The following is a 22,659-nucleotide window of genomic DNA, read 5'->3' as shown; positions in this document are numbered from 1 at the left end:
GCATGGGAAAGCGCAGAAGGATGCGGTGGTCGCCCAAAGGGGCTCACCGAGTAGCCGTCACAAGGGCCGCAGTTCTCGATGGTCGGCTGACCGTCGCAAACAGAAAACGCGCGGCATGACCCCCATGTTTTGTCCACTCCCGCACCCGATCAGCCGTGCCTGCATGGGCTTTCACATTTGGAGTTTGGCGGGTCTCGGGCAGCACGGAGACCGTATGGAAGCGGCTGTCACGGCAGCGCGGATTGCGACCAAGGAGGGGAGGGGAGCGATTTTTGCCCCTCTCGCCATGGGTGGTGCAGGAGGCCTTCGCGCCGGCGGCACAGCCGCTGACCGGCTGGTGCGATGGCTCGACGGGATGGAGACGGCAAGCCGGACCGCGATGCGGCACCTCGACGACATTGAGGCTTGGTCAGCGCGGGCCGAAAACGAGATGGCCACGCTCTCGGGCAGAACACCCCCAGCCTTGCGCGCCGTGCTGACTGAATGGCCGCTTGTCTCCGCCCCAATGGCCGAGGCAATGACCGGCGCTAGTCGAGCGGCTGTCCAACGGAACATGGCGTGGATGGAGGCGCGAAGCTTGATCCGTGAGGTGACAGGGCAGGGCCGCTACCGGATGTGGCGTGCAGCGAACTGAAAGTCACGCTGGTTATGGCGGAGCATGTCGCCAGAAGCGGTGACAGAGCACGCAGGCGGCAAAGCCTCAAGAAGAGCTGCTGCGCTTAATGCATTTGTTGCACTTATTTCATATATGGTGGTAGAGAACAGAAAACGGAGAGAACACCATCATGAACATGTTGGCACACCGGCATCTTCCGCCGACCCCGCAGGACGCGGCGATCGCGCGCGTCTCTGGGCAGGCATTGTCCCGCTTTGCTCATGCGCGCGCGCCGTTGAAGCTTCGCGTGACGGACTCCGAGCAGATGGAGCCGATCGAGCTTCCTGCGGGCGCCGTTTCGCTGCTTATGGAGATCCTCGAGGCGATGGCAGCGGGGCGGGGGGTCACAATCATCCCCGAGAACGCCGAACTCTCGACCGTGCAGGCAGCTGAGGTTCTGAACGTCTCGCGGCCGTTCCTGATCAAGCTGCTCGAGGAAGGCGCCATACCGCATCGGAAGGTTGGCAAGCATCGCCGCGTCCGCATGGAAGACGTGATGTACTACAAGGCTGCCATCGACACCGAGCGCGAAGCTGTGCTCGATCAACTGGCCGCCGACGCTCAAGACCAGGACATGGGCTACGGCTCGAAATGAGCCAGTACACTGTCCTGTTCGACGCGAACGTCCTTTATCCTGCGCCGATGCGCGATGCACTGATGCAGTTGGCTGTCACGGACCTTTTCAAGGCCAAGTGGACAGCCGACATCCATCGGGAATGGATCGACGCCCTCCTGCGCAATGAGCCTCATCGGGACCGGACGGCGCTGGAGCGAACCCGAGACCTGATGGACAGGGCGACACGCGACTGTCTTGTCACCGGCTATGAGTCCTTGGTTCCGGCGCTCACATTGCCGGACCCCGATGACCGGCACGTTCTGGCGGCCGCAATCGTTGGAAGGTGTGACGCCATCGTAACACAGAACCTCAAGGACTTCCCGCCAGAGGCACTTGCGCCTTTCGGCATCGAGACCCAGCACCCCGATGACTTCTTCCGGAACCAACTGTCTCTCGCGCCTGGTCTGGTCTGCTCTGCGCTCCGCAAAGTCCGGGCGCGGCTCAAGAACCCGCCCAACAGCGTTGACGAGTATTTGTCGATCCTGACGCAGCAAGGGCTGGTCGCAACCGTGGCCGATTTGGAGCAATTCGCCGATCTCCTTTGAACGCAGGATCGTCTTGATCGAGCACCTTGTGGCCTCAGCAACGATGGCCGATCTACCGTCATCGCGCGATCTCGCCTGCCATCACGGCACACCCGTGCACAGCGAGCGTTGCCGTGAACCTTGGGCAACCGAATTTCTGGATGACATCGAGAACGCGAGCCTCGTATGCGGCTTGCCCGATAAGACGGCACAGGTCTGACGCGTGAAACTGCCGGTTCCCACTTGGAGCAGCCTTGATCTGGTCGTGCAGCTCCCGCTCTCGTGGATCGAGCGCTCTCTCCGACGTAGGCGGGGCCTCCGGTCGGCTCATCGTGCCCGGTGAGGTTCGCCAGCGACGCATGAACCCAAGGAGGAACCCGGCAGGAACCTGGTCGTTTCCGCGAGACCGGTTGAAGGCCAGGAAGCGGTCCCAGATCACCTGCGTGTCGACGTTCCAGCAGGGCAGGGCCTTCTTCGCAGCTTTGATCAGCTCCGCCCAACAGGTTTGGAAGACGTTCGATGCTGCGGCAATGGTGATCTGTCCTGAGAATACAGTTTTGTTATCTTTATCTCTAGATAGTGATGTGTCGCCTGTGCCTGACTCAACATCCTGATCATCCCCCTCTGCGTCAAAGGCAGCAAAACGAAAGAGCCAGGGCGCGAACTTGCCGTTTGGCTTCTCTCGCCTCAGCTCCAATGCGGACGCCTCGAGTTCCGCCAGCAGTTCGGTCAGGTACTGGCGCGAGATGTTCATCTTGGACGCGAGATCCGCGAGCGTGAAAGCGGCCGTCCCACGCGATAGCCCGTTGAAGCCTTCTTTCCACGCGATAGCGTCGAGGATCACTGTTGCCAGTTTGTGGGCGGATACGGACAGCTCTGTCTGTGTGATCCGTCGAAGGATCAGGCCGGTTGTGGGTTCCATGGTCGGTGCCTCCTGGAGAGACGACCCCATGCCGAGAGCAAACAACATTCTTGCCCGCAAAACAACTTTGCCGGTTGCAGAGGTTCGGACAGTGCGCTAGAAGATCCTTGTTCACGGGTTCTTCTAGCACGGCGTCAGGCTTTTCGGTCTGGCGTCGTTTCCCTTTTCGGGTTCGGTGCACAGTCTCCGGTGCAAGGTGTGTCGGAGGCGGGCCTGCCCGATGGAGGCCCGGCCGGGTTCAGTAGCGGACCTCTTCGAAGCCGTAGTTGCCGTCATGATCGCGCCAGTCGACGAAGACCGAGCGGTAACTCACCGAGTTGCAGTGTCCGGTAGTGGGCAGATCGGAGGCGGGCGGGACTTGGGCAACGCTGGATCTGGTCCAGTGACAGTCACCCTGGACCCCGTAGGAGCCGAGGCGCGTGGAGTCCGATGTGATGCAGTCGCCGTCTCGGTTCTGGCGCTGGCTGAACTGGATGTGAAACACGCGGATGCTGCGCACGAAGTCGAAGGCATCACCCGAGATGTCGACGTCAGCGCGTTCGTCAGACTGGACCCGTACCAGAGGCAGGGGATCTCGCGGCACGCTGAGCTGAGGCCCGTCCCGGAAAACGATGTCGTACATACGCTCCATCGGCGAAAGCGGGGCAGGGGCGGTGAACGACGCCCCCATAGGACAGCGCCAGATCTGTAACGGCGGTTCGATCGGCCAAGGTGTGATCCGACGGATGAAGACCGCGCGTGCATGGGCACAAGGTGCGGATGCCGGCCAGCCACCTGCCAGGCAGAGAAGGATGGCGCAGTCGACTTGATAGGCCTGCGCCGGCTCGACCGAACCTACGAGGCTCGATACGGTGATGGCCGCGGCAGCCGCCGCGGTCCGGACCCTGTGCTTCATGACGCCGACTCCCGCTATAATGGTGTGGCGATACAAAACAACACTACCGATAGCAAGAAAATTTCATCGACACGCTCTCGCTCGGATCGTTAGCGCGCACAAGCATTCTGTTCGGAGGTGCCTCCTTTCCCGTCGCTCATCCCGGATTGAGCATCAGGCCCAACCGCCCTTCATGTCCGGCACACAGCAATCTCGGGGCTTATCTACGTTGAAGTCCCAGACGGATCTGCTTTTCGATCTCGATGATGGCAAAGAAGACGGCACCGATGCCGACGATCAGCAGTCCATCGAACAGGGCGACCGGTTCCGTTCCAAGAACCGACTGCAACACCGGGATGTAAGTGATTGCGAACTGCGCCGCGGTGATGGCGACGACCACCGTCCAGACCACCTTTGTCCCTCGCGCAGCAGACCAGGTCAACGAGGTGCCGTGGATATTGCGGATGAAGAAGAGGTGGAAGATTTCCAGCACCACCAGCGTGTTCATCGCGATGGTCTGGGCCAGCGGCAGCGAATAGCCCCGATCAAGCGCATAGGTGAACATCCCGAAGACGGCGGCCAGGAACAGTGTTGCCACCAGCACCACATGCCAGACCAGTTCGCCCGACAGGATGGGCGCATCGCGGCGGCGGGGCGGGCGGGCCATCGTGCCGGCTTCGGTCGGCTCGAACGCCAGCGCCAGGCCAAGGGTGATGCCGGTGATCAGGTTGACCCACAGGATCTGCACCGCCGTCATTGGCAGGGCCATGCCCGCCATAAGGGCCACGATGACGACCATCGCCTCGCCCGCATTGGTTGGCAGCGTCCAGCTGATGACCTTCTTGAGGTTGTCATAGACCGTCCGCCCTTCGCGGACGGCGGCGGCAATGCTTGCGAAATTGTCGTCGGCCAGCACAAGATCGGCCGCCTCCTTCGCCGCCTCTGAGCCCTTGAGGCCCATGGCGACCCCGGCATCGGCGCGCTTCAAGGCGGGGGCGTCGTTCACCCCGTCGCCGGTCATCGCAACCGACAGGCCATTGGCCTGCAACGCGGCGACCAGCCGCAGCTTGTCCTCGGGCGAGGTCCGGGCAAAGACATCGACCGTGGCGACCTCCAGCGCCAGTTGCGCATCGTCCAGCTTGTCGAGGTCCGCGCCGGTCAGCACGCGGCCCGGGTTCTGCAGGCCGATCTGCGCGGCGATGGCGGCAGCCGTGCCCGCATGGTCGCCGGTGATCATCTTGACCCGGATGCCTGCCGCACGACATTCGGCCACCGCGGCGATGGCCTCGGGGCGGGGGGGATCAATCAGGCCGACCAGCCCAAGAAAGGTCAGGCCACCCTCCAGTGCGGCCGGATCAATCCGGTCGTTTGTCGTTTGTCGTTCTGCCAAGGCGAGCACGCGCAGCCCCTGCCGGGCCATTGCTTCGGCCCGGTCGTGCCAGTGGGCGTAGTCCAACCCCCCGCACATCCGCAGCACCCGTTCGGGTGCGCCCTTCACATGGATCAGCCGCCCGGCCGCCCCCTCCGTCAGCACCGCCATGAAGCGGTGGCGACTATCAAAGGGGATTGCGTCGAGGCGCCGCGCCGAGGTCTCCACCGCGACCTTGCCCGCAAAGGCCAGAAGCGCGCCCTCCATCGGGTCGCCCTCGACCGTCCAGACCCCGTTCCGGTCGTGCAGGGCGGCGTCGTTGCACAGGGCCGAAGCGCGGGCGAGGGCTGACAGGTCGCCCGGCGGCGTGATCTGGCCCTGCGGCGCATAGCCGTCGCCCGAGACGGCAAAGCGGCCCTCTGCCGTTTCGGCGGCGGCCACGACCATCTCGTTGCGGGTCAGCGTGCCTGTCTTGTCGGTGCAGATGACCGAGACCGAACCGATGGATTCGATCGCCGGAAGGCGCCGCACGATGGCATTGCGCCGCGCCATGGCCTGTACGCCAATGGCCAGCGTGATCGTCATGACGGCGGGCAGTCCCTCGGGAATGGCCGACACGGCGATGGCCACAACCGTCATGAACAGGTCGGCAAAGGGCATATGGCCGACGAAATGGCCCCAACCCAGCAGAAGTGCCGCCACCAGCAGGATCAGGAACGACAGCCAGCGCGCGAAATGGTCCATCTGCGCGACAAGAGGGGTCGTTAGCTGCTCTACCTCTGAAAGCAGGCCGCCGATCCGGCCGATTTCCGTGGCCGGGCCGGTGGCGGTGACCACCCCGCGTGCCGTCCCTTGCGTGACCAGCGTGCCCGACCACAGCATCGACCGGCGGTCGCCAAGGGCCGCATCTGCCGCGACGGGAGTTGTCGCCTTCTCCACCGGCACGGACTCGCCCGTCAGGATGGCCTCCTGCGCGCCCAGCCCCCGCGCCTCGACAAGACGCAGGTCGGCGGGAACCTTGTCTCCGGCCTCAAGCAGTACGATGTCGCCCGGCACCAGCGTCGCGCTGTCTACCGTCACCCTCCGCCCATCGCGCAAGACGGCAGCACGCGGGGCCAGCATCTGGCGGATGGCCGCCATGGCAGTTTCGGCTTTTCCCTCCTGCAGGAAGCCGATCACCGCATTGGCCAGCACAACGGCGAGGATCACCCCGGTGTCGATCCAGTGCTGCAAGGCACCAGTGACGATGGCCGCGCCGATCAGGACATAGATCAGCACGTTGTTGAACTGCGCGAAAAAGCGGCGCAGCGGCCCGCGGGTCTGGCCTTCCGGCAGGCGGTTCGGGCCGTGTTCGGCCGGACGGCGGGCCGCGTCAGATGCGGTCAGGCCTTCGGGCCGGGCCTTCAGGTCGGCAAGGCAATCGGCGGCGGGGCGGGCATGCGGGTCGGTCATCTGCATCAGCGCGCCGTATAGCCCCCGTCGATGGCGATTTCGGCGCCCGTCACGAACTTGGCCTCGTCGGAGGCAAGCCAGACGACTGCCCATGCGATATCATCGGGCTCGCCCATATGGCCGATCGGATGCACCGATCCGGCCGCCGCCTTGGCGGCCTCAAGGTCGGGCGACGTGGTGCGCAGGTGGTTTTCCACCATCGGTGTCCAGATATAGCCGGGATGGATCGAATTCACGCGGATCTTTTCGGGTGCGTAGGTGATGGCGTCATTCTTCGTCATCAGCCGAACCGCCCCCTTTGAGGCGTGATAGGCCGCCAGATTGCCCACGCCGATCAGCCCGGCAATCGAGGACAGGTTGATGACCGACCCGCCACCCGCGGCGCGCAGATGCGGGATGGCGTGCTTGGTGCCGAAGAACACGCCCTTTACGTTCACCGCCTGAACCCGGTCCCATTCGGCCTCGGTCACCTGATCGGTGGGTTTCGGGCTGCCAGAGATGCCCGCGTTGTTGACCAACACGTGCAGCCCGCCGAACCGGGCGGCGGCGGCGTCAATCGCCGCTTGCGTCGCCGCTTCATCGGTCACGTCCACGCGCCAGAAGGCCACCGCATGACCCTGTGCGGCAAGGTCAGTGGCCAGCGCCTCACCTTCGGTCTCCAGCACGTCGAAGATCGCGACCTTGGCACCTTCCTGCGCCATGCGCTCGACGCAGGCCCTGCCGATGCCGACGGCGCCCCCGGTCACGATGGCGGTCTTTCCGGAAAGTCGGTTCATGGCAATCTCCTTCGAGGTTTAGGGGAAAAGACTTCAGACAAGGGGCGCGTGCCGTCCGTTTGCGTGCGGATGATGTCCCGCATCTGGCGTTGCCCGCCCCGCGCGCGGTGTCGTTTCGTGACGCGTCAGGAACGCCTCGAGATCGGCATCGGCAATGCGCCAGCCCTTGCCAACATCTATGGCACGCAGCGCGCCGTCGTGGATCCACGCCCGCACCGTCGCCTCGGCGACCTTCAGGCGCTCGGCAACCTCCTTGACCGTCTGATACTGATCGTGAGGCATCGGTTTGCGATCCTTGGCTACGTTTCATCAAGAATAACGCGACTTCGAAATCCTTGATTGACCTGCATCAAGCCGGAGCCGGTTCATCCATGTTTTGATTGGGCAATTGAAAGAAAGAAGGAAACCAGATGCAGCGGGTCCTTTGTGCGACCGATTTCTCCGAGCGGTCAGACCGCGCCCTCAGACGCGCCGTACTGGTCGCCCGGGCCGAGAAAGCCGATCTTGACCTCGTGCATGTGGTCGATGACGATCGACCCAAGCGCCTCGTCGACCATGAAGCGACCGACGCACGGGCCTTGCTTCGTCAACAGATGGCAACGCTTGGATCGGTCGACGGCGTGAAGGGAAGGTCAGACGTCATCCTTGCCGATCCGTTCGAGGGGATCGCCCGCGCCACGGAAGAACGACGTCCGGATATCCTTGTTCTGGGGCCCCACCGTCGACAGTTCCTGCGGGATGCGTTTGTCGGCACGACAGCGGAGCGGGCGATCCGCAAGGTCGCGTGCCCGGTTCTGAGCGTGAACGGCCCGCCCGTCTCACCTTACCGCCAGATCCTGCTGACCACGGACCTTTCCGAAGCATCGAAAGCCGCGCTTCAGCGGTATTGCGACCTCGGCATCTTCGCCGCGGCAAACCATGCGATCCTGACAGTGTTCGACGTGCTTGCCCTGCGGCTTGCCATGTCCGGCTCCCTTCCACGGGAGGACCGGGATCATCACGTTGCGACCGAAGCCGCCGAGGCACGGAGAAGCCTTGCGAGGTTCGCAGGCACCTTGGGCCGTTCGGACCTTCAACTCCTTGTCCGGCACGGCGAGACGACGGAAGCGCACGAGATATTGAAGGCGGCCGAGCAGACGCAGGCCGATCTCGTCGTGATGGCCACGCAAGGGAGGGGGGGCTTTCCCGGATGATGCTGGGTAGCGTGACCGAGAAGGTTCTTCAGAACGCCAATGTCGATGTTCTGACCCTGCCTCCTCCCCGTGTCGAATGAGCCGGATGATGTCCGCCATGGCCAGCTCCCGTTTGGCCCTTGCCGGGGACATAGGCTGGTGAAACCCCTGCTGCGCCAGATTGGTCCATTCCTCGGAACGCTGAGGGACATGTTGCCGATTCTTCTGACGATCGCCGCGTTCGAAGGCGCTGTGCTGGGCCGCATTCCGCCCGATATCCCGGGTCTTGTGCTGGGTTTCATGGCAGTGCTGGTGGGCTTAACGCTGATGGTGCGCGGGTTGGAAATGAGCCTGTTCCCGATCGGCGAGGCACTGGCCGATGCGATGGCGCGGCGCGGACATCCGGCGTGGCTTCTGGGGTTTGCCTTCGCCTTGGGCTTTGGCAGCACGGTGGCGGAACCCGCTCTCGCGGCCGTGGCGGCACAGGCTGCTGCGGCCATGGCGGCCGATCCGGGGATTCCCGTCACTCTCGGGCAACAAGAGGCGCTGGCGAGCTGGATCCGCTATGGCATCGCGATCGGCCTTGGTCTGGCGCTGGTCGTCGGTGTCTGGCGCACCTTGAAGGGCTGGCCCGTGATCTGGCTGGTCCTGCCGGGATACGGGCTTATCGCGCTCGTTTCGCTTTTGTCCGACGCGCCGGTGATCGCGGTGGCGCTGGATGCCGGAACCGCCGCAACCTCGATCATCAACATCCCGCTGATGCTTGCCCTCGGGATAGGGCTCGCCTCGGTTCTGCGGAGCCGCAACGCCTTGGTGGATGGATTCGGGATTGTGGTGCTGGCAAGCCTTGCGCCGATGCTGATGTTCATCGCCGTCGCCCTGATCCTGCTTGGTGGGGGCTGACATGGGTGCAGACATCGGACAGCAGGCGCTGCGAACCCTGGTCGACCTTGCGCCGATCCTGGCCGTGCTGGGGCTGTTTGCCTGGCGCTTCCTTGCCCGGGATCAGGGCCTTTTGCGGCGGGCGGTCCAGGGTGTTGCCATCCTTGCCGCCGGGATGACTCTATTCCGCTTTGGTCTGGAAGGCACCCTCGTGCCCCTGGCCGGAGATGTGGCGCGCGGTCTGGCCGAGCGTCTGACCGATGGCACGTCGGCAGCCGGCGTTCTGGCACTGGTAGGCTTTGCAATAACCCTCGGTGGTGCGGCTGCCCTGATCGAGCCGACCATGGCCGCCACCGCCGATCGTGTCAGCGACATGACCGGCGGCGCGATCCGGCCGATGGTCCTGCGTCTTGCCGTCGCCGGGGGCTTTGGCTTCGGGCTGGGGCTGGCGGGATTGCGGATCGTCTATGGGGTGCCGCTGGGGCTGGTCCTGGCGCCGATGGTGGCGGCGGTCGGGCTGCTGGCCATGATCGCGCCTCGCCAGCTTGTACCGCTGGCACTGGACAGCGGGGCGATTGCCACATCGGTCGTCACCGTTCCCATGATTGCGGCCTACGGCGTGGCCGTGGCCGAAACCCTGCCGGGCCGCAGCGCGCTGGCCGACGGGTTCGGCCTGATCGTTCTGGCCATGATCGGCTCGGCCTTCGCCGTGCTGGCCACGGCCATCATCGACGCGCATCTTCGCCGCAGGACAGGCGCGGCACCTGACAGCAAGGGAGACACCGGATGAAGTTCAAGATGGTCATCGCCTTCCTTCCCGAGGAACGGCTCGATGAAGTTCTGGACGCCGCGCGCAAGGCGGGGGCGACCGGGTCCACCGTCATCACCTCGGCCCGAGGAGAGGGGCTGGAACCGGAGCGGCGGTTTCTGGGGCTGGAGGTTGCCTCGCACCGCAACCTCGTGTTCTGGCTGGTCGAGGAAAGCGTCGCACCAGGGTTGATGAAGGAGATCGCCGCGGTAGGTCGTTTCGAGGCCGAGCGGGGTGCCGGCATCGCCTGCCAGATCGACATCGAGGCCGCGGTCGGTTTGATGCGGCAGATCCATGCCATCGAAGGCAACGAGTCCGACCCGATCAGGTGATCAAGAATGCGTCAGGCGCCCCACCCTGAGCACGATCCCTGCGCGCTGCTCTTCTTCAGGCAAGCCGCCTGAGTGGGCCTTGAGCAACAAAGTTGCGGGCGTTCTTCCCCTGTCGGGCTGAAAACGTCCATAACCGACTTGAAACGTCAGAAATGACGACTTAATCGGGACCAACGTCCTTCCATCAATCCAGGGCATGGGCACGCACCGCCGCAGGCGGTCATGCCCTTGGCTTGCTTTCTGGAAAGACCTTTGCCGGAAGCTGCAACGAAAGGATACCCTCGGGGGCATGATCGAAGAGAACCTGCTGCTCATCCTGGTCGGATTGCCCTTTGCCGCAGCGATTGCCGCGAGCACGGTCCGGGCGTCGGCGCATGGTGCAGCTGCCTGGGTCTCGGGTCTTCTGCTCGCGGCGGGGCTCGCGATCCTTGCCCTGCTGCATGCGCCGATCGGCGATGGCCAAGTCCTGCGCAGCACCTTGCGCTGGGTTCCCTCGCTGGGCCTGAACCTCACCTTCCGGATGGATGGCTTTGTCTGGATGTTCGTGACGCTGGTTTTTGCCATCGGCATCCTCGTGCTGGTCTATGCCCGCTACTACCTGTCCAAGGCCGACCCGGTACCGCGGTTCTACGCCTTCCTGATGGCCTTCACGGGTGCGATGGTCGGCATGCTGATGTCAGGCAACATCCTGATGCTGGTCGTGTTCTGGGAGCTGACCTCGATCCTGTCCTTCCTCTTGATCGGGTACTGGCACCAGGGGCAGGCGGCGCGCGACGGGGCGCGAATGGCGCTGATCGTGACGGGGCTGGGGGGCATGTGTCTGCTGGTCGCGATGCTGATCCTGGGCCAGATCGTGGGCAGCTACGACCTTGATCGCGTTTTGGCCGCAGGCGATGTCGTGCGCGCCGATCCCCTTTATCCGCTGGTGCTGGGCCTGTTCCTTTTGGGCTGCTTCACCAAGTCAGCGCAGATGCCGTTCCACTTCTGGCTGCCGGGCGCGATGGCCGCGCCGACGCCGGTCTCGGCCTTCCTGCATTCGGCGACCATGGTAAAGGCTGGGGTCTTCCTTCTTGTGCGCTTCTTTCCTGTGCTGGGGGAAACCGAACTTTGGTTCTTTGCAGTCACCGGCACCGGCATGCTGACGCTGGTGCTGGCCTCGATCATCGCGCTGTTCCGGCATGATCTGAAGGGTCTTCTGGCCTATTCCACGATCAGTCACCTGGGCCTGATCACGGCGCTGGCGGGGATCGGATCGAACGGCGCGATCCTGGCCGCGATGTTCCACATCGTGAACCATGCTGTGTTCAAGGCAAGCCTGTTCATGGCGGCGGGCATCATCGACCATGAGACGGGCACCCGCGACATGCGCCGCCTGTCGGGGCTGATCCGCTTCATGCCGGTGACCGGCGCGCTGGCCATCGTCGCCTCGGCCGCGATGGCGGGGGTGCCGCTCTTGAATGGTTTCATCTCGAAAGAGATGTTCTTTGCCGAAGCGGCCGACTGGCACAACGGGACCTGGCTGGACAATTCGTTGCCCTACCTTGCGACCCTCGCCGGGGTCTTCGCGGTGGCCTATTCGCTGCGCTTCATCGCGACCGTGTTCTTCGGGCCGGACGCGGCAGACCTGCCCAAGGTGCCGCACGAGCCGCCCTCGCTGATGCGGCGCCCGGTTGAACTGCTGGTGCTGGTCTGCCTGATCGTGGGCATCCTGCCGGGGCTGACGCTGGGCCCGACGCTGAACCTGGCCGCGCAGTCGGTTCTGGGGCCGGACCTGCCCTACAAGGACATCGCCGTCTGGCATGGCTTCAACCTGCCGCTGGTGATGAGCCTTGTCGCCCTTGGCGTGGGTGTGGCGCTCTATGCCCTATTGGGCGGCCGGATCGCGGCGGGGCCGGAGGGGCCGCCGCTATTGCATCGGATCAGGGCGCAGCGCGTGTTCGAACGCATCCTGCTGGCCCTGACCTGGAAGCTGCCGCGTGTCGTTCACCGGACCCTCGGGACTGAGAGGTTGCAGCCGCAGCTTCGCCTGATCGTGCTGCTGACCATCGCCGCTGGCTTTGCCACGCTCTGGGGGGTCCTCAGGCAGGCGCCGGCACCGCTTGCGACCGACCTGAACCCCGCCTTTGCCCTGATGTGGGCCGTCGGCGGGATCTGTGCCGTGGGCGCGGCTTGGCTGGCCAAGTATCACCGCTTCGCCTCGGTCGTGCTTCTTGGGGGGGCGGGGCTCGTCACCTGCCTGACCTTCGCCTGGGCCTCGGCACCCGATCTGGCCGTGACGCAGTTGCTGGTGGAGATCGTGACCACCGTCCTTCTGCTCCTTGGCTTGCGGTGGCTGCCCAAGCGCCGCGAGGAGATCGCGGAGGACAAGCTTCTGCCCGCACGCATCCGCCGCGCCCGGGATTTCGTGATTGCCGTTGTGGCGGGCACCGGCCTTGCCGGCATCGCCTATGTGATGATGACATGGCCGCTGATCCCCAATGTCGGCGATTGGTTCTTGCGAAACGCCTACAACGAGGGCGGTGGGACCAACGTCGTCAACGTGATCCTGGTCGATTTCCGAGCCTTTGACACTTTCGGCGAGATCACCGTGCTGGCCATCGTCGGGATCACGGTCTTTGCGCTGCTGCGCCGATTCCGCCCCGCGCCGGAAAGCATTGTCCTGGATGATGAGCAGGCCGGATTGGAGGACCGAACGCTGGCCGATGCGCTGCTGGTGCCGTCCGTCATCATGCGCTGGATGTTCCCCGTGATGATTGTACTGGCCGCCTATCTGTTCTTCCGCGGCCATGATCTGCCGGGCGGCGGGTTCGCGGCGGGGGTGACGGTGTCGGTCGCGTTCCTTCTGCAATATCTGGCCCATGACGTCCGTTGGGTCGAGGCGCGGCTGACTGTGCTGCCGATCCGCTGGATGGGAATTGGCCTCTTGATCGCTGGGGCGACCGGGGTTGGCGCCTTCCTGTTCGGCTACCCGTTCCTGACGATGCATGCCCAATATGTCAACATCCCCCTGATCGGTCAGGTTCCGGCCGCGACGGCACTGATTTTCGATGCAGGTGTGTTCTCGCTGGTCGTCGGCGCGACGGTGCTGATGCTGATCGCCATCGCCCACCAGTCGCTGCGCACCACCCGCATGCGCGAACGCGACAGCGCCGAAACGGCCGAAAAGGAGACCGCGTGATGGAGATGGTCCTGTCCGCAGCCATTGGCGTGCTGGCCGCGTCGGGCATCTGGCTTCTGATGCGACCGCGGACCTTTCAGGTGATCGTGGGGCTCTGCCTGCTGTCCTATGCGGTCAACCTGTTCATCTTCTCCATGGGCCGGATCACAATGGGCGCGCCGCCGATCATGCCCAAGGGTGGCTTTATCAACCCTGCAGCCTATGCCGACCCGCTGCCGCAGGCGCTGGTCCTCACGGCCATCGTCATCAGCTTTGCCACAACGGCGCTCTTCCTGGTGGTGCTGATCGCCTCGCGCGGGTTGACCGGCACTGACCATGTCGACGGGCAGGAGCGTGAGCCATGAGCCTCGGCCCCGAGCATCTGATCATCGCGCCGATCCTGATTCCGTTCTTTGCGGGCGCTCTGATGCTGGTCTACGACGAACGGCAGCGGCGCGCAAAGTTGACGATCAGCCTTGTTGCCGTCGTCGCGTCGCTTCTGGCGGCGGTGGAATTGCTCATCCGGTCCAAGGGAAGCGAGCTGACCGGCAACAACGACATCGGCTTCTATCTGCTGGGCGATTGGGCCGCGCCTTACGGGATCGTGCTGGTGGTCGACCGGCTGTCGGCGATGATGCTGGTCCTGACCGGGCTCTTGGCGCTGCCTGCGCTGCTCTATGCTGCTGCAGGGTGGCACCGGCAGGGGCAACATTTCCACAGCATGTTCCAGTTCCTTCTGATGGGGGTGAACGGGGCATTCCTGACGGGCGACCTGTTCAACCTCTTCGTGTTTTTCGAGGTGCTGCTGGCGGCGTCATATGGCCTGCTTTTGCACGGTGGCGGGCAGCTCAGGGTGCGCGGCGGGCTGCATTACATCGCTATCAACCTGACCGGCTCGCTCCTGTTTCTGATCGGCGTCAGCCTTGTCTATGGCGCGAGCGGCACGCTGAACATGGCGCAGCTGTCGATGATGGTGCCGGTCTTGCCCGAGGCGAGGTTGCCCATGTTGCAGGCAGGGGCTGCGATCATGGCGCTGGCCTTCCTGATCAAGGCCGGGATCTGGCCGATGTCCTTCTGGCTGCCCACGGCCTACATGGCCGGGGCGGCGCCTGTCGCGGCGATGTTTGCGATCATGACCAAGGTCGGGGTCTATGTGATCCTGCGGCTGTCGTTCCTGATCTTTGGCGCGGGCGCAGGGGCGTCAGCGGGGTTCGGCGCCGAGGTGCTGATCGCGGGCGGCATGGCGACCATCGCTTTCGGCTTTCTGGGCGTGCTGGCCTCACAGGCACTGGGCCGGATGGCGGCGCATCTGGTGCTGGTGTCGTCGGGTACCGTGCTGGCAGCGGGCGGGTTCGTGCTGGCCGGTGGGGGCGCAGAGATCCTTGCGGCGGCACTCTTTTACCTTTTGTCCTCCACCCTTGCCATCAGCGCGCTGTTCCTGCTGATCGAACCGATGAGCCGCGAGGATGGCGGCATTGCCGCTCTGCTGGCTCTGACCGCCGATGCCTATGGGCTGGACGCGCGCGAAGAGGACCGCCAGCCCGAGGTGGGTCTGGCCATTCCCGGCACGCTGACCGTGCTGGGCCTGTCCTTCGGCGCCTGCGTGATCGCCCTGGCCGGGCTTCCGCCGCTCTCGGGCTTCATTGGCAAGATCGGCATTCTTCAGGGTCTGTTGGCCGGGGGCGCGGCCACGCCTGCCCTGTCCTGGGCCTTCGTCGCGATCTTGATCATGTCGGGCTTTGCCACGCTGGTCGGGCTGGTGCGCGTGGGCATCCAGACCTTCTGGGCCACCGAGGGTGAACCGCCCCGCGTCCTCGCGCTGGAGATCGCGCCTGTCGTCGCGCTGATCGGCCTGCTGGTCTTGCTGACGTTCAAGGCCGAAGTGACGCTGGGCTACATGCGCGACACTGCCGATGCGGTGCTGCAGCCAAAGGTCTATGCCGAAGGCGTGCTGGGCGCCCCCCGCGCGGCGGAAGGGGAGGACAGCGAATGACGCGCATCCTTCCCCATCCGCTGCTGACGGCAGGTCTGGTCCTGACGTGGCTGATGCTGACCCGGTTTTCCCTGGGGCACTTTGTTCTGGGATCGGTCATCGCGGTTCTGGCCGGGCTTGCGCTGGCAAAGATCGAGCCAGAGGCACCGCGCATCCGGTCATGGCCTGCGCTGTTGCGGCTGGTCGGTATCGTGTCGGTCGATATCGTCCGGTCGAACTGGGCGGTGGCGCGGCTGATGCTAACCAATGGCCGCCACGGCGCGCGCACCTCGGCCTTCGTGGTGATCCCGCTCCGCCTGCGCGATCCGGTGCCGCTCGCCCTGCTTGCGGTCATTCTGACGGCCACACCGGGAACCGCATGGCTGGAACATGACCGCGAAGCCGGGACGCTGCTCCTCCACGTCTTCGACATGATCGACGAGGACGAATGGCGCGTCCTGATCCGCGACCGGTATGAGGCCCTGCTGATGGAGGCTTTCGCATGACCACTGTCCTGTGGCTCGCCCTGACATGGGCCCAGATCGCCCTTGGCCTTGCCGCCTGTCTGGCCGGATACAGGATCGCCGTCGGTCCGCGCGCGCAGGACCGGGTGCTTGGCCTTGATGCGCTCTACATCGCGACGATGCTGCTGTTCATCGTCACCGGTATGCGTTTGGGCACGCCCTTCCTGTTCGAGGCCGCGCTGGTGATCGCTGTTGGCGGCTTTGTCGGTACAGTGTCGCTGGCAAAATTCCTTCTGCGCGGAGAGGTGATCGAATGACCGCGCTCGATACCCTTCCGCCCTGGCTAATGGCTCTGGTGGCTTTCTTCCTTGTTCTGGGCAGTACCCTGACTCTTCTGGGGGCCTTTGGTCTTTTTCACCTGAAAAGCTTCTACGACCGGATCCATGCCCCAACCCTTGGAACAAGCTGGGGCACGGCGGGTATTCTTTTGGCCTCACTTTTGGCATGGTCCTGGGTGCAGGACCGGGTCTTCGTCCACGAACTGGTCATTGGGATCTGTGTCATGGTGACGACCCCGGTCACGCTGATGTTCCTTGGACGTGCCGCCTTGCACAGGGATCGGGCGGCGGGCACTGGGGCGGTGCCTGACTCAGGCACCGCCCCAGTGCAGGAGCCCTCGGCATCAGTTTCCGACTAAAGCCGATCACGTTGGGCGGAGGCCTTCCAGCGTGAGGCCACGCAACTTTTCGATCCAGCGGTCGAGGGGTCATTCCCGCCGAGGGTGATCGGCGGGACGTGGTGCCTGGGCGACTAGCGGGGCGCGGCGCGGGTATCCGCCGAGGCTTCGCCGGGGGACGACGGGAATAGGGTCCGGGCTGGCATCGACGCTGTCGATGCGGTCCGACATCACGCGAGGGTTCGCGTCAGAGGGGCCCGGGCCGCGTTGACAAGGTTGTGATCGGTTGGTGAGCTTTCAACCCCCTGCCAAAGAAATCCCGCGGCAAGAGGAAGGCCCCGGCCCGGAAGGGCCGGGGTCTCCAGTCAGGCATCGATGTTGGCAAACTCGTGATCTGCGCCGCGTTTGGTCTTTTCGGACCTGTCGATGCCAAGAAACAGCACGATGTTCTTGGCGACATAGAGCGTGGACCAGGTCCCGAGGATCACCCCCAGCACCATTGCGAAGACGAAACCCCGGATTACATCGCCACCGAAGACAAGGAGCACAATCAGGGCGATCAGCGTGGTCGAGGCGGTCATCAGTGTCCGGCTGAGCGTCTCGTTGGCGGAGAGGTTCATCAGGTCGCGCAATGGCATGGCCTTGAACTTCGCAAGGTTCTCGCGAAGCCGGTCGAAGATGACCACAGTGTCATTCACCGAGTATCCGAGGATGGTCAGCAGCGCGGCCACGATCGTCAGATCGAACTTCAACCCCAAGGCCGCGAAAATCCCGACCGTCACGACGACGTCATGGACCAGCGCCGCCACGGTCCCCACTGCGAACTGCCACTCGAACCGCAGCCAGACATAGACCAGAATGCCCGCTGCCCCCGCGCCGACGGCGGCAAGCGCCAGCCAGATCAGCTCGGCCGACACCTTCGGTCCAACCGACTCCACTGCTGTGAAGGCAACCGATGGATCGACGGCCTGGATTGCAGCCTCGACCTGTTCGACAACCGCGGGTGACAAGGCCTCTGCGCCTTGCTGGGCCTCAATGCGAATGGTCACGACATGCTGATCGGCCCGGAAGGCGGGGTCGAACACCTCGGTGATGGACACATCGCCCAAGGCCAGACTGGACAGGGCCGCGCGATAACTGCCGACATCGACAGCCTCGGTGGTCTCGGCCCGGATCGTGGTGCCACCCTTGAAATCGATCCCGAAGTTCAGGCCAAGCGTCGCAACCAAAAGGAGGGACGCTATAACCGCCACCACCGAGGCACCGAAGGTCAGCCATTGCACACGGAAGAAGTCGATCGTCGTTTTGTCCGGCGCAAGCTTGATGAAGCCCTTGAGCGTGATCGCCTTGGGCTTCTTCCACCGCATCCAGGTCTCGATGATGAGCCGCGTCACGTAGACGGCTGTGAACATCGACGTCAGGATGCCGAGGCCAAGGGTGATGGCGAAGCCGCGCACCGGGCCCGAGCCGACACCGAACATGATCAGCGCGGTCAGAAGGCCAGTGATGTTGCTGTCCATGATCGCCGACAGCGCCTTGTCGAAGCCGATCTCAATGGCACGGCCCGCGGGTCGGCCCTGCCGCAACTCCTCGCGGATGCGCTCGAAGATCAGAACGTTGGCGTCCACAGCCATGCCCATTGTCAGCACAATCCCGGCGATGCCGGGCAGCGTCAGCGTCGCCCCCATGACGGACAGCGCCGCCAGCAAAAGCCCCATGTTCAGCGCTAGGGCGATATTCGCCATGATCCCGAAGCCGCCATAGCAGGCGATCATGAATACCACGACCGCCACCATCCCGATCAGCGCCGCGCGTTGCCCGGCCTCGATACTGTCGGCCCCAAGCTCCGGGCCGATGGTCCGTTCCTCAAGGAAGGTCATGCCCGCAGGCAAAGCGCCCGCTCTAAGCAGAACAGCCAGTTCGGTTGAGTCCTCAACCGTGAACTGTCCGGTGATAATGCCCGATCCGCCCGGAATGTGGCTCTGGATCACGGGGGCCGAGATCACCTCGCCATCCAGCACGATGGCGAAGGGCGCCCCGATGTTCGCTGCCGTGTAGTCGCCAAAGGCCCGCGCGCCCGGTGGATCAAAGCGGAAACTCACCGCCGGGCGGTTGTTCTGGTCGAAGGCGGGCTGCGCATCGACAAGATTTTCGCCGCTCACCACAGGGCTGCGGTCGAGGGTGTAGAACACGCCCGGCTCATCGGATGCGGGCAGGACCAGATCGCCTGGTCCGCCCGCGCCCTCGGCACTGGCCACGCGGCCAAGGACAGGATGAAAGGTCAGCTGCGCTGTGGTGCCGATCAGCGACTTGAGTTCGGCGGCCGATCCTATCCCCGGCACCTGAATGAGGATGCGGTCCTCCCCTTGGCGCATGATCGTGGGCTCCCGGGTGCCAACCTCGTCCACGCGGCGTCGGATGATCTCCAGCGATTGTTGAATGGTCCGCTCGTCCGATGCTTGCTGTTCGGCCTCGGACAAACGGATGGTCAGCGTCGTGCCGTCACCGGCAACCGTAATGTCGGTCTGGCCGATGCCCGTCATGCTGACGACCGGTGTCGCAAGGGCGCGCGCGGCGGCAAGGGCAGCTGACAGGCCGTCAGGGTTGCTGATGCTCACCCGCAACTCGCCGGCAGGCGCATCCAGGCGGCGGATGGTGCCCACCTGATCGCGCAACGCGCGCAGCGCATCGCGGACCTGCGGCCAGAGCACCTCCATCCTTGCGGCATGGACATCCTCGACATGCACCTCGGCCAGAAGATGCGCGCCACCGCGCAGATCGAGGCCAAGGGCGACGAGGCTGGAGGGCAGCCACGCGGGCCAGCCATCCAGATCAGCCTGAGCCGTTCCGGGCAAGTCACCGGTTTCGGCTAGGATGGCGGCGGCGTCGTTGTGCCGCTCCACTGTTGGATAGAAAGCGTTGGGAAGGGCGAAGAGGATGCCCCAGAGACAGACGCCCCATATCAGGAGGCGTTTCCAGAGAAGGGTATGTGACATGACCTGTCCTTGACCTGGCCATGCGCGGCTGAGACCGCGCAGGATGCCGGGAAGTGAAGTGAGCTAAGGCCGCCGACAGTTTGGCCCGCTCCCCGAGTGTCAGGGGGAGCTGGCGAGCCGGGCGGGACCACGGAAAAGCCACACGCTATCGCGCGGGCCGAAAGCATCACTAGTCAGGCAAAGGGAGGTGCGCGCGGCTCGGGTCGGCTGTACGCGTCCTGCGCGCCCCTCACATCGGGTTCCGACAACGCTATCGTAAGAACAAAGTCCAGCGCCTGAAGTGGAGGTGCGATCGCAAAGGCAACATCAACCGGATCGCCCGATTGCCTCAGGTCCGGCGTACGGTGCATCTTCGCGGCCGACGTGAGGATAGCCGGTGACTCGACCCCATGCACCGCCGCGAGACTGGCAAGGGCAGGCTGAAGGGAAACGCCGGAAAGCCGAGAGTGAGCCGAGGCCGAGACCAGCAGCAGCGACAAAAGCAAAGTCCAGGCCCAAGAGGCCTTTCCTTTCCTTGCCCAATTTACGGACTGCCTTGTCATGTCGCCCTTTTCGCACTCTGGGCATGGTTCGGCAACGCTCATTTCAAGGGCAACCTCGGCGAGAGCTGATCAAAACTCGAAGTGTCAGACTTCCGGCAATGTCGCGTCGTGCCAAACTCGCTCCATCATGCGACTGTCATGGGAGCCGTGGCGCACCTGACGCAGGACGAGCCTACGATCAGAACTTGGGTACCATCGCGACCAGGTGAGACAAAGCTTGCGGACCGTAATCACGATGTTGACGGAGCAGGCTTTCCCTTCAAGGACAGCCGCTCTTTTCACTTACTCGAGCGCCTCAAGAAACCGCCCGTATTCCTCGCTCACTTCCCTGGCCTCAACAAAAGCCCGCGCGCGTTCATCATCGAGGCAGCGGAAGTAATCCTGCACGTCGGCGATATAGGCTTCAAAGTCCCCCCGGATCAGATCCGCGTAGGCGCGCACGCCTTCGCGTGACGCAGGCAGGAACGGCCGCTCCGGCGGGGTGCAAGCGTGAGCCGGACCACCCGCCACGAGCACGGTGATCAGCAGCACCAGGGGGATGTTGCGCGCACAGGTCATGTGCAGGGCAAAACTCCTTTGCCGCCTTTAAGATCACAAGTTTGTCAGCTATCACCGTTATCGGAGCAAGGCGATCTTCGTCAAGTCGTTTTAATTGTCTTGCTATCGTTCATGTTGTCTTGTATCGCCCGCGGTGTTGCGACCCCGTGGGCCCGAGACTGCACCTCAGGCGGAAAAAGGACCCAAGGGAAGGCCATGATAGAAGAAGCACCGAATGTGGTTACAGAAGACGGATTGCGCGGCCTGCTGGCCGAACACTACCTCATCGAGGTGGTCTGCAAGGATGGCGCCGAGAAGCGCCATAACAGTTGGTACGGCACATGGGTCATCCGTGCCGTTGCTGAGGACGGGCGTGACGACAAGATGCTCGTCACGAGCCGTAGCTATCTCAAGGTTCGCGAGTTCAAGACGATTGTCGGTCTTGTCAGCTTCCTTGCCGACATGGGTTGCACGACCGCCAGTATCCCGCTCATCGAAGGCGCCCGCGAGCGCCATGCAGCACCCGGGCGCACGCCCGAGCCACGAACCGGACCGGTTCTGGTCAAGGACAACTGACCGCGCATTTGCGCTCGTCGTTGCATTGGGTACAGGCGTTTGTTCCGCGCCCCCGGCCCTTGCCGACGGTTTCATCTTCCAGGTCAGCCCTGATGGCCGACTGATCGACACCGCCGAGACTGCGAGCACCTTGCGCTCGTTCACTGGCGAAGAAGATGCCCAGAATGGGCCCCTTCCAGATCGTCTCTTTCTCTTTGCAGCACCGCAGTCCCGTGGGGATGATGCTCCCCTGAGCGATGTGACAGCTGCCGCAGCGATCGCCCCGCACGCCGTCCGCGCCTCACCCGAAATCCTCCACGCCATCGAGACCACGGCGCTGCGCTACGGCAGCCATGACGCCCTGCGTCAGGCGGGCCTGTCGGTCAGCGATTGGGCGCTGTTCTACCGCGCCAATATCGAGGTCGAGAGCGCCTACAACCCCGGCGCCTTGAGCCCGGTCGGGGCTATCGGGCTCGGCCAGCTGATGCCCGACACCGCGCGCGATCTCGGCGTCGATCCCCATGATATCGCCCAGAACCTCGACGGCTCGGCCCGTTACCTTCTGATGATGCTTGAGCAGTTCGGCGATCCCGAGCTGGCGCTTGCGGCGTACAATGCCGGTCCCCATGCGGTCACCCGCCATGGCGGAATTCCCCCCTTTCGAGAAACCCAAGGCCATGTGGCCCGTGTGACAGCCGTGTTCCAGCGGCTGAGAGGAGACCTGTCGTGACGTCCAAATCTTCCCTTGTCGCGCTCGGCGCGATGGCCCTTATCGTGCTGGCTGGCCCCGCGCTGGCCCAAAGCATTGACCTATCGCCCGTGCAGACGCTGCTGCAGGGCATCGTGGATGCGATCACCGGTCCCTTGGGCATCGTGATCGGCACGCTCGCGCTGATTGGCGTCTTCCTCTCCTGGCTCTTCGGGATCCTCGATTTCCGCCAGGCGCTCTGGGTCGTCGTCGCGATCGCGGGCATCGCCGCGGCGCCCACCATCGTCGCAGCCATCTGGACGACCTGAGCAAGACCCATGTCCGACCAATCCCGCGTGTTCATCGGTCTTCTCAGGCCACCCAAGCTGATGGGCTTGCCGATCATGTATGCCATGGTCTGGCTCTTCGGCTCGACGCTCCTGTTCCTCTGGGTCCAGAGCTGGGTGGTGGCCGTCTTCGCGGGGCTGGCCTGGCCGGCGCTTTGGAAAGCCGCGGACTGGGATCCGAACTTTCTCGATGTCTTGGTGGTCACCTTGCAGGAAACCCCGCCCACGACGAACCGCAAGCTTCACGGGGGCGACAGCTATGCCCCGTGATGGAATTGCCGATGACGTGGCCGACACACTCGATCCGCTGACCGCGCTACCCGCATGGGTCAAGGGCGAGAAG

At 64.1% G+C, this 22,659-nt stretch carries 22 protein-coding genes and 2 pseudogenes; 17 read left to right on the top strand and 7 right to left on the bottom strand.

Going from position 1 to position 22,659, the window contains the following annotated elements:
• Nucleotides 1-142: 142 nt before the first annotated feature.
• The 3 genes and pseudogenes from Q8M85_RS18590 to Q8M85_RS18580 all read left to right on the top strand — a co-directional run.
• A pseudogene (locus tag Q8M85_RS18590) lies at nucleotides 143-634 on the top strand (helix-turn-helix domain-containing protein); the annotation flags it as partial.
• A gap of 151 nt (nucleotides 635-785) precedes the next feature.
• Complete coding sequence (locus Q8M85_RS18585; protein WP_305547348.1) at nucleotides 786-1,250, top strand: excisionase family DNA-binding protein; 465 nt, start codon at nucleotides 786-788, stop codon at nucleotides 1,248-1,250.
• Nucleotides 1,247-1,816, top strand: a complete 570-nt coding sequence (locus Q8M85_RS18580) for a PIN domain-containing protein (RefSeq protein WP_305547346.1) — start codon at nucleotides 1,247-1,249, stop codon at nucleotides 1,814-1,816. The genes Q8M85_RS18585 and Q8M85_RS18580 overlap by 4 nt, the downstream gene beginning before the upstream one ends.
• 58 nt (nucleotides 1,817-1,874) lie before the next feature.
• Here Q8M85_RS18580 and Q8M85_RS18575 read toward each other — a convergent pair whose 3' ends face one another.
• The 5 genes from Q8M85_RS18575 to Q8M85_RS18555 all read right to left on the bottom strand — a co-directional run bounded on the left by Q8M85_RS18575 (nucleotide 1,875) and on the right by Q8M85_RS18555 (nucleotide 7,470).
• Nucleotides 1,875-2,717 carry a hypothetical protein gene (locus tag Q8M85_RS18575; RefSeq protein ID WP_305547344.1) on the bottom strand — a complete coding sequence of 281 codons (843 nt, stop codon included), beginning with the start codon at nucleotides 2,715-2,717 and terminating at the stop codon, nucleotides 1,875-1,877.
• A 238-nt stretch (nucleotides 2,718-2,955) separates the two neighbouring features.
• Nucleotides 2,956-3,612, bottom strand: coding sequence for a hypothetical protein (locus Q8M85_RS18570; protein WP_305547342.1), 657 nt, complete (start codon nucleotides 3,610-3,612; stop codon nucleotides 2,956-2,958).
• 199 nt (nucleotides 3,613-3,811) lie between these two features.
• Nucleotides 3,812-6,418 carry a cation-transporting P-type ATPase gene (locus Q8M85_RS18565; RefSeq protein WP_305547340.1) on the bottom strand — a complete coding sequence of 869 codons (2,607 nt, stop codon included), beginning with the start codon at nucleotides 6,416-6,418 and terminating at the stop codon, nucleotides 3,812-3,814.
• Complete coding sequence (locus tag Q8M85_RS18560) at nucleotides 6,418-7,188, bottom strand: SDR family NAD(P)-dependent oxidoreductase (protein WP_305547338.1); 771 nt, start codon at nucleotides 7,186-7,188, stop codon at nucleotides 6,418-6,420. The genes Q8M85_RS18565 and Q8M85_RS18560 overlap by 1 nt, the downstream gene beginning before the upstream one ends.
• 33 nt (nucleotides 7,189-7,221) lie before the next feature.
• The gene (locus Q8M85_RS18555; protein ID WP_305547336.1) at nucleotides 7,222-7,470 is read right to left on the bottom strand and encodes a helix-turn-helix domain-containing protein; all 249 of its coding nucleotides are present in this window, start codon (nucleotides 7,468-7,470) and stop codon (nucleotides 7,222-7,224) included.
• A gap of 128 nt (nucleotides 7,471-7,598) precedes the next feature.
• Here Q8M85_RS18555 and Q8M85_RS18550 point away from each other — a divergent pair.
• The 10 genes and pseudogenes from Q8M85_RS18550 (at nucleotide 7,599) to mnhG (ending at nucleotide 16,672) form a co-directional block, all read left to right on the top strand.
• Nucleotides 7,599-8,461 (top strand): annotated as a pseudogene (locus Q8M85_RS18550) (universal stress protein).
• 109 nt (nucleotides 8,462-8,570) lie between these two features.
• A complete protein-coding gene (locus Q8M85_RS18545) occupies nucleotides 8,571-9,263 on the top strand; it encodes a DUF1538 family protein (RefSeq protein ID WP_305547332.1) in 693 nt (230 codons plus the stop codon).
• Nucleotide 9,264: 1 nt separating this feature from the next.
• Entirely contained in the window at nucleotides 9,265-10,032 is a 768-nt protein-coding gene (locus Q8M85_RS18540) for a DUF1538 family protein (RefSeq protein WP_305547330.1), read from the top strand.
• On the top strand, nucleotides 10,029-10,382 hold the full coding sequence (locus tag Q8M85_RS18535; protein WP_305547328.1) for a P-II family nitrogen regulator: 354 nt from the start codon (nucleotides 10,029-10,031) through the stop codon (nucleotides 10,380-10,382). Before Q8M85_RS18540 ends, Q8M85_RS18535 begins: the two co-directional genes overlap by 4 nt.
• A gap of 289 nt (nucleotides 10,383-10,671) precedes the next feature.
• On the top strand, nucleotides 10,672-13,560 hold the full coding sequence (locus tag Q8M85_RS18530) for a monovalent cation/H+ antiporter subunit A (protein ID WP_305547326.1): 2,889 nt from the start codon (nucleotides 10,672-10,674) through the stop codon (nucleotides 13,558-13,560).
• Entirely contained in the window at nucleotides 13,560-13,904 is a 345-nt protein-coding gene (locus Q8M85_RS18525) for a Na+/H+ antiporter subunit C (RefSeq protein WP_305547325.1), read from the top strand. Before Q8M85_RS18530 ends, Q8M85_RS18525 begins: the two co-directional genes overlap by 1 nt.
• A complete protein-coding gene (locus tag Q8M85_RS18520; RefSeq protein WP_305547323.1) occupies nucleotides 13,901-15,532 on the top strand; it encodes a monovalent cation/H+ antiporter subunit D in 1,632 nt (543 codons plus the stop codon). The genes Q8M85_RS18525 and Q8M85_RS18520 overlap by 4 nt, the downstream gene beginning before the upstream one ends.
• Nucleotides 15,529-16,017: a Na+/H+ antiporter subunit E gene (locus tag Q8M85_RS18515; RefSeq protein ID WP_305547321.1), complete on the top strand. Its 489-nt coding sequence runs from the start codon at nucleotides 15,529-15,531 to the stop codon at nucleotides 16,015-16,017. The genes Q8M85_RS18520 and Q8M85_RS18515 overlap by 4 nt, the downstream gene beginning before the upstream one ends.
• Nucleotides 16,014-16,292, top strand: coding sequence for a K+/H+ antiporter subunit F (locus Q8M85_RS18510; RefSeq protein ID WP_305547319.1), 279 nt, complete (start codon nucleotides 16,014-16,016; stop codon nucleotides 16,290-16,292). Before Q8M85_RS18515 ends, Q8M85_RS18510 begins: the two co-directional genes overlap by 4 nt.
• Entirely contained in the window at nucleotides 16,289-16,672 is a 384-nt protein-coding gene (gene mnhG, locus Q8M85_RS18505; protein ID WP_305547317.1) for a monovalent cation/H(+) antiporter subunit G, read from the top strand. Before Q8M85_RS18510 ends, mnhG begins: the two co-directional genes overlap by 4 nt.
• A gap of 344 nt (nucleotides 16,673-17,016) precedes the next feature.
• Here mnhG and secD read toward each other — a convergent pair whose 3' ends face one another.
• Complete coding sequence (gene secD / locus Q8M85_RS18500; protein ID WP_305547315.1) at nucleotides 17,017-19,647, bottom strand: protein translocase subunit SecD; 2,631 nt, start codon at nucleotides 19,645-19,647, stop codon at nucleotides 17,017-17,019.
• Between the two features lie 824 nt (nucleotides 19,648-20,471).
• Entirely contained in the window at nucleotides 20,472-20,747 is a 276-nt protein-coding gene (locus Q8M85_RS18495) for a hypothetical protein (protein ID WP_305547313.1), read from the bottom strand.
• Nucleotides 20,748-20,942: 195 nt separating this feature from the next.
• Between Q8M85_RS18495 and Q8M85_RS18490 the strand changes: the two genes are divergently transcribed.
• From Q8M85_RS18490 to Q8M85_RS18475, 4 genes are read left to right on the top strand one after another with little or no spacing between them, the layout of a single operon-like run.
• A complete protein-coding gene (locus tag Q8M85_RS18490; protein ID WP_047997718.1) occupies nucleotides 20,943-21,302 on the top strand; it encodes a hypothetical protein in 360 nt (119 codons plus the stop codon).
• The gene (locus Q8M85_RS18485; RefSeq protein WP_305547310.1) at nucleotides 21,241-22,011 is read left to right on the top strand and encodes a lytic transglycosylase domain-containing protein; all 771 of its coding nucleotides are present in this window, start codon (nucleotides 21,241-21,243) and stop codon (nucleotides 22,009-22,011) included. Before Q8M85_RS18490 ends, Q8M85_RS18485 begins: the two co-directional genes overlap by 62 nt.
• On the top strand, nucleotides 22,008-22,298 hold the full coding sequence (locus Q8M85_RS18480) for a TrbC/VirB2 family protein (protein ID WP_072244820.1): 291 nt from the start codon (nucleotides 22,008-22,010) through the stop codon (nucleotides 22,296-22,298). Before Q8M85_RS18485 ends, Q8M85_RS18480 begins: the two co-directional genes overlap by 4 nt.
• Before the next feature lie 9 nt (nucleotides 22,299-22,307).
• Complete coding sequence (locus tag Q8M85_RS18475) at nucleotides 22,308-22,586, top strand: type IV secretion system protein VirB3 (RefSeq protein WP_305547307.1); 279 nt, start codon at nucleotides 22,308-22,310, stop codon at nucleotides 22,584-22,586.
• The last annotated feature ends 73 nt before the right edge of the window (nucleotides 22,587-22,659 follow it).

It is taken from the genome of Tabrizicola sp. (assembly GCF_030694085.1).
In the GTDB taxonomy this organism is placed as follows: Bacteria; Pseudomonadota; Alphaproteobacteria; order Rhodobacterales; family Rhodobacteraceae; genus Tabrizicola.
The sequence above is the reverse complement of the archived record's forward strand: the minus strand, read 5'-3'. Positions and strand labels throughout refer to the sequence as shown.

What these genes read in the sequence shown, in the direction of transcription:
- Q8M85_RS18585 (WP_305547348.1), top strand. Translation starts at nt 786, where the DNA reads ATGAACATGTTGGCACACCGGCATCTTCCGCCGACCCCGCAGGACGCG.
- Q8M85_RS18580 (WP_305547346.1), top strand. Translation starts at nt 1,247, where the DNA reads ATGAGCCAGTACACTGTCCTGTTCGACGCGAACGTCCTTTATCCTGCG.
- Q8M85_RS18575 (WP_305547344.1), bottom strand. Translation starts at nt 2,717, where the DNA reads ATGGAACCCACAACCGGCCTGATCCTTCGACGGATCACACAGACAGAG.
- Q8M85_RS18570 (WP_305547342.1), bottom strand. Translation starts at nt 3,612, where the DNA reads ATGAAGCACAGGGTCCGGACCGCGGCGGCTGCCGCGGCCATCACCGTA.
- Q8M85_RS18565 (WP_305547340.1), bottom strand. Translation starts at nt 6,418, where the DNA reads ATGCAGATGACCGACCCGCATGCCCGCCCCGCCGCCGATTGCCTTGCC.
- Q8M85_RS18560 (WP_305547338.1), bottom strand. Translation starts at nt 7,188, where the DNA reads ATGAACCGACTTTCCGGAAAGACCGCCATCGTGACCGGGGGCGCCGTC.
- Q8M85_RS18555 (WP_305547336.1), bottom strand. Translation starts at nt 7,470, where the DNA reads ATGCCTCACGATCAGTATCAGACGGTCAAGGAGGTTGCCGAGCGCCTG.
- Q8M85_RS18545 (WP_305547332.1), top strand. Translation starts at nt 8,571, where the DNA reads ATGTTGCCGATTCTTCTGACGATCGCCGCGTTCGAAGGCGCTGTGCTG.
- Q8M85_RS18540 (WP_305547330.1), top strand. Translation starts at nt 9,265, where the DNA reads ATGGGTGCAGACATCGGACAGCAGGCGCTGCGAACCCTGGTCGACCTT.
- Q8M85_RS18535 (WP_305547328.1), top strand. Translation starts at nt 10,029, where the DNA reads ATGAAGTTCAAGATGGTCATCGCCTTCCTTCCCGAGGAACGGCTCGAT.
- Q8M85_RS18530 (WP_305547326.1), top strand. Translation starts at nt 10,672, where the DNA reads ATGATCGAAGAGAACCTGCTGCTCATCCTGGTCGGATTGCCCTTTGCC.
- Q8M85_RS18525 (WP_305547325.1), top strand. Translation starts at nt 13,560, where the DNA reads ATGGAGATGGTCCTGTCCGCAGCCATTGGCGTGCTGGCCGCGTCGGGC.
- Q8M85_RS18520 (WP_305547323.1), top strand. Translation starts at nt 13,901, where the DNA reads ATGAGCCTCGGCCCCGAGCATCTGATCATCGCGCCGATCCTGATTCCG.
- Q8M85_RS18515 (WP_305547321.1), top strand. Translation starts at nt 15,529, where the DNA reads ATGACGCGCATCCTTCCCCATCCGCTGCTGACGGCAGGTCTGGTCCTG.
- Q8M85_RS18510 (WP_305547319.1), top strand. Translation starts at nt 16,014, where the DNA reads ATGACCACTGTCCTGTGGCTCGCCCTGACATGGGCCCAGATCGCCCTT.
- mnhG (WP_305547317.1), top strand. Translation starts at nt 16,289, where the DNA reads ATGACCGCGCTCGATACCCTTCCGCCCTGGCTAATGGCTCTGGTGGCT.
- secD (WP_305547315.1), bottom strand. Translation starts at nt 19,647, where the DNA reads ATGTCACATACCCTTCTCTGGAAACGCCTCCTGATATGGGGCGTCTGT.
- Q8M85_RS18495 (WP_305547313.1), bottom strand. Translation starts at nt 20,747, where the DNA reads ATGACCTGTGCGCGCAACATCCCCCTGGTGCTGCTGATCACCGTGCTC.
- Q8M85_RS18490 (WP_047997718.1), top strand. Translation starts at nt 20,943, where the DNA reads ATGATAGAAGAAGCACCGAATGTGGTTACAGAAGACGGATTGCGCGGC.
- Q8M85_RS18485 (WP_305547310.1), top strand. Translation starts at nt 21,241, where the DNA reads ATGCAGCACCCGGGCGCACGCCCGAGCCACGAACCGGACCGGTTCTGG.
- Q8M85_RS18475 (WP_305547307.1), top strand. Translation starts at nt 22,308, where the DNA reads ATGTCCGACCAATCCCGCGTGTTCATCGGTCTTCTCAGGCCACCCAAG.